Here is a 3,486-nt window from a genome sequence, read left to right as displayed (position 1 = left end):
TGTCTTAACCCTTGTTGTAAAGGTACACAACTAACTTCGTTTAAAAAGTCTAATTCTTCTTGCTTTTTCCAATCGGTTAGCATTGAAGAAGTTTGAGCATATCCTACTCTTTCTTGCTTTTCGTACCATGCTTGTGTTCTGACATGGAGAGCTTTGTTGTAAACTAATCTTACACAGCCCAATGTGCGCCGCAATAGCGACTCTTGTTCTGGTGTGGGGTAAAATCGGTAAGAATAGGCTTTTTCCATGGGGAGCATTTTAGCATATATTTGGTAAATGCGCTAGTATTTAACTGTAAAGCCGTCGTGAAACGACGGGGTTTCAGACCCAAAATTTTCGATGAAACTGGCATTAACCTGATAGGAAATCAAATCTCCCTCGACAAAGAAACTGAGGCCGTAGCGACCTGGTGCTAAATTGAGAGATAGTCGGTCGCCGTATTCAACCGAACCGACAACGGTGGCGACACCGTTACTATCAAATCGCACCAACTCGGTGATCACGTTCGGGTCGGTGGCGAGTTCCAAGCGCAGGTTGCGGGAAGTCCTGAATTTGAGTCTGTCCACACTATCCCAAACGCCGCAGCGATTAGTTTCCCCTAAATGACCGTTAACACCAAAGCTTTTTCCCGTCCTTGCGGTTCCCAGATCGATCGCCCCGCCCCATTCCCGACTTAGATCGCGTCTGGCATAAATCTCGCCGTCCATTCCAGTAATGATATCTCTGTTCATAGTTTCCCTCTCCGAATTTCTCTATCTCTACAGATAAAAAACTACCGATTCCGTCGTCGCCATTCCCAGGGTGGCATCGGATTTCCCCCGAAAATTCCCTTGCGGTTTGATCGAGTTTCTTTAAAAGCCCTTTCGATTTCATTCCAGCTTGGACAGTTGCCCTTGAATCGATCGTAAGCCCAAACCATACCGTCCTTAACCTGCTGAAGTTGAACTAGATGACCGTTGGCGTACACCTCGGCCACGGTACGACCGAAGCGATCGGTATCAACCGCATTGATGCTGACTTGGTTATTTGCTCGGTTGAGGAGAGATCGTAGGTGGTCACGACTGGCGATGCCGTTTTCCTGTTTGATTTCCGGGGCATCGATGCAAGCAAATCTGATTCTCTGCTGTTGGCCGTCACAATTGACCCTAATCGTGTCGCCGTCGTGTACCGAACCCCTGACCACCGTACAACTGCGGGCATTGGCCAAGGTTGAGGCGGGAAGGTTCTGACAGGAAACCAATAGTAAGGCGATCGCTAAAAGGAAAAGGCGCTTCATGGTTTTGGGGTGCGTGACGGTGGCAAGGAAAACCAAATCGTCGGGATTGGTAATCGCCGTCTATTTTACGGTGGTGAGGATGTCAACGGCAAAATTTCCGTAAAGAGGTTGATTCCCATTGATTGATAGGTCAAGTTTCGTAAAGAATCGATAGATGCTTGAGGCAATTATGAAACTGAATATAGCGTTTCTGATTCAGAAGAGGTACATTTCCGATCCTGAACAGCTTAATCAGCAAAGGTTTAAGTGTGCCGCACAGATGCGAGAACCGCTATATTTCGTTAGAAGCCCCCGAAAAAATAACCGAAGAGATAAGACAACGCAAGGAAGCTATCGATCGGCAATCGGCCGAGTTTAACCAGTGGATGACCGGAATCAAAACAAGGCTAAATGCGATCGCTGGTAAAATCGAAAAATAGCGAAGATTTAAAAGGGAATCCAATCAACTCGGTCAATCCATTCTTCTGCTTCGGATGCTTCCCAAATCAGATATAATTCTTCTGCCCAGATTTCTAAATTAGCACTGGGGCGCAACCATAGTAAACCCCAAATACGTCCACCCTTATCCCAATGGTTCTTCAGGTGTCCAGGCATACTGCGACGATTATTGGTAACTAACAACCGTTGAAATGACGCAACATAATCTAGGATTTCTGGGTCTAAAGTTCCCAGTGGTGGTGCATCGGGTTCACCTACTCGCAAAATATCGAGATTAGGATTCAATCGCAACAGAGATATTTTGAGGTCTGGGGATAAGTTTTCATCTAACAAAAACCGGATTTTCATGCGAGGTTTAGTTCTTGCTGTTTCCGTTTTAGTTTTAGTTGTCTTAGGCGTTGAATCAGGGGGGATGGCTCGGTATTTAACCACTGCTGGTATTGTTCTTCCTGCCAGTCACGGAGGCGCTGAAGATAAGCATCTATCAGGGTCTTATTTTGATAGTAATAGGTGAGAGTAGCGTAAATTTTCTCTAGGTTTAAGGTGGGTAACTCTTGGAGAATCTGCTGGGAAGTATAACCTTTTAAATGGTAGTTGATAACATCCTCAATCCCAATGCGATGTCCTTTAATGCGGATGTCATCTGGAGCAAAAACTTCAAAGTATTCTTCTAGTTGCATGGTTTTCTTGGAGCAAACTTTTTCTTTTAATTGTAGCACCGCTACCAGTTATCAGTGAACAGTTATCAAAGAGCCGGACTGATAACTGTTCACTGATAAGTAGTCGTGCAAAATTAATTTCCTAGTAAAGATAGGCACTCATGCAAGAGGCAAAAGGCAAGAGGGGGTTAGATATGTGTAATTAATTTTGCTTAGGTACTTAACTGAAAAGGTGTTTCTACTTCCAGGGATGAAGTGCAAGAAAGGCTGCCTTGCCGGTGACATAGCTCCCCGTCCTCAAAAAATAGCCTCATCTGTTGCCAATGCTAAAACTTCCCGATGAGTAAGGACTCTCTATTTTTCCCCCCTCTAATATCAGCTAAACTTATCAATAGCATAAGTAACAATATCATCAAACTTCTTTACAAACTGTTACATAACCCTTAAGATGAGAACATCATCAATCATTCAAATCGCACTCATAAACCAATGACCACCACCTTACAACAGCGCGAGAGCGCTTCCCTGTGGGAGCAGTTCTGTCAGTGGATCACCAGCACCAACAACCGTTTATACATCGGTTGGTTCGGTGTGATCATGATCCCCACCCTGCTCACCGCCACCACCTGCTTCATCATCGCCTTTATCGCCGCTCCTCCCGTAGATATCGACGGTATCCGCGAGCCTGTAGCCGGTTCTCTACTCTACGGAAACAACATCATCTCTGGTGCAGTTGTTCCCTCTTCCAACGCGATTGGACTCCACTTCTACCCCATCTGGGAAGCCGCTTCCTTAGATGAATGGTTATACAACGGTGGTCCCTACCAGTTAGTCATTTTCCACTTCTTACTAGGTGTCTTCTGCTACCTCGGTCGTCAGTGGGAACTGTCTTTCCGTTTAGGAATGCGTCCTTGGATCTGTGTAGCTTACTCGGCACCTGTATCCGCCGCTACTGCTGTATTCTTAATCTACCCCATCGGACAAGGTTCCTTCTCTGATGGTATGCCTTTAGGAATCTCTGGAACCTTCAACTTTATGTTCGTGTTCCAAGCAGAACATAACATCCTGATGCACCCCTTCCATATGTTAGGTGTTGCTGGTGTGTTCGGCGGT

Annotated in this window: 7 protein-coding genes; 2 read left to right on the top strand and 5 right to left on the bottom strand. The window is 45.6% G+C overall.

What is annotated here, in order from left to right:
* The 3 genes from IM322_RS03360 to IM322_RS03350 all read right to left on the bottom strand — a co-directional run.
* Positions 1-248 (bottom strand): helix-turn-helix domain-containing protein (locus IM322_RS03360; protein WP_287713099.1); only part of this gene is annotated, 248 nt, incomplete at its 3' end.
* Positions 249-281: 33 nt separating this feature from the next.
* The gene (locus IM322_RS03355) at positions 282-731 is read right to left on the bottom strand and encodes a hypothetical protein (protein ID WP_287673674.1); all 450 of its coding nucleotides are present in this window, start codon (positions 729-731) and stop codon (positions 282-284) included.
* A gap of 41 nt (positions 732-772) precedes the next feature.
* Positions 773-1,276 (bottom strand): thermonuclease family protein, encoded by a 504-nt coding sequence (locus IM322_RS03350; protein ID WP_287673672.1) that lies wholly within the window; start codon positions 1,274-1,276, stop codon positions 773-775.
* Between the two features lie 248 nt (positions 1,277-1,524).
* On the opposite strand from IM322_RS03350, the gene IM322_RS03345 reads away from it, so the two are divergent.
* Positions 1,525-1,695: a hypothetical protein gene (locus IM322_RS03345; protein WP_287673671.1), complete on the top strand. Its 171-nt coding sequence runs from the start codon at positions 1,525-1,527 to the stop codon at positions 1,693-1,695.
* Positions 1,696-1,702: 7 nt separating this feature from the next.
* Here the strand turns inward: IM322_RS03345 and IM322_RS03340 are convergent, their stop codons facing one another.
* Together IM322_RS03340 and IM322_RS03335 are read right to left on the bottom strand one after the other, a co-directional pair.
* On the bottom strand, positions 1,703-2,062 hold the full coding sequence (locus IM322_RS03340) for a DUF5615 family PIN-like protein (protein WP_110580521.1): 360 nt from the start codon (positions 2,060-2,062) through the stop codon (positions 1,703-1,705).
* Positions 2,059-2,394 (bottom strand): DUF433 domain-containing protein, encoded by a 336-nt coding sequence (locus IM322_RS03335; protein WP_072927904.1) that lies wholly within the window; start codon positions 2,392-2,394, stop codon positions 2,059-2,061. Before IM322_RS03335 ends, IM322_RS03340 begins: the two co-directional genes overlap by 4 nt.
* 468 nt (positions 2,395-2,862) lie before the next feature.
* On the opposite strand from IM322_RS03335, the gene IM322_RS03330 reads away from it, so the two are divergent.
* The coding region (locus IM322_RS03330; protein WP_502863344.1) for a photosynthetic reaction center family protein at positions 2,863-3,486 on the top strand (624 nt) is incomplete at its 3' end.

Origin of the sequence: Microcystis sp. M109S1 (assembly GCF_020247025.1) — a bacterium.
Lineage (GTDB): Bacteria > Cyanobacteriota > Cyanobacteriia > Cyanobacteriales > Microcystaceae > Microcystis.
This window is presented reverse-complemented; position numbering and strand designations above follow the sequence as displayed.

Excerpts from the sequence above, each read along its gene's own strand:
- IM322_RS03355 (WP_287673674.1), bottom strand. The coding sequence starts at position 731 with ATGAACAGAGATATCATTACTGGAATGGACGGCGAGATTTATGCCAGA.
- IM322_RS03350 (WP_287673672.1), bottom strand. The coding sequence starts at position 1,276 with ATGAAGCGCCTTTTCCTTTTAGCGATCGCCTTACTATTGGTTTCCTGT.
- IM322_RS03340 (WP_110580521.1), bottom strand. The coding sequence starts at position 2,062 with ATGAAAATCCGGTTTTTGTTAGATGAAAACTTATCCCCAGACCTCAAA.
- IM322_RS03335 (WP_072927904.1), bottom strand. The coding sequence starts at position 2,394 with ATGCAACTAGAAGAATACTTTGAAGTTTTTGCTCCAGATGACATCCGC.